Origin of the sequence: Nitrospirillum amazonense (assembly GCF_029594735.1) — a bacterium.
GTDB classification, from domain to species: Bacteria; Pseudomonadota; Alphaproteobacteria; order Azospirillales; family Azospirillaceae; genus Nitrospirillum; species Nitrospirillum amazonense.
In genome coordinates this window covers 94633-94877 of the sequence record NZ_JARPAF010000003.1, presented here as the reverse complement: position 1 = coordinate 94877, position 245 = coordinate 94633, and the positions used below count along the sequence as shown (strand labels likewise).

General features: G+C 73.1%; 1 protein-coding gene. It reads left to right on the top strand.

Going from position 1 to position 245, the window contains the following annotated elements; genetic code table 11:
- Nucleotides 1–245 (top strand): AGE family epimerase/isomerase (locus tag P5F91_RS18885; protein ID WP_277907923.1); only part of this gene is annotated, 245 nt, incomplete at both ends.

Genomic DNA, 245 nt, shown 5'->3' with positions numbered 1-245 from the left:
GGCGTGGACCCGGCGCGCGGGGTGGCCATGAACGCCCTGCTGGACGACCTGACCCCGCACGACCCCGTCGCCCGCCTGTGGCCGCAGACGGAGCGCATCAAGTGCGCCGTGCTGGCCGCCCTGGCCACCCGCGACGACGCCGACCGCAGCGACACCTATTGGACCATGGCCGCCAACGGCGGGCGCGGCCTGATGAAATACTTCGACACGCCGGTGAAGGGCCTGTGGCGCGACCGCCTGAACCC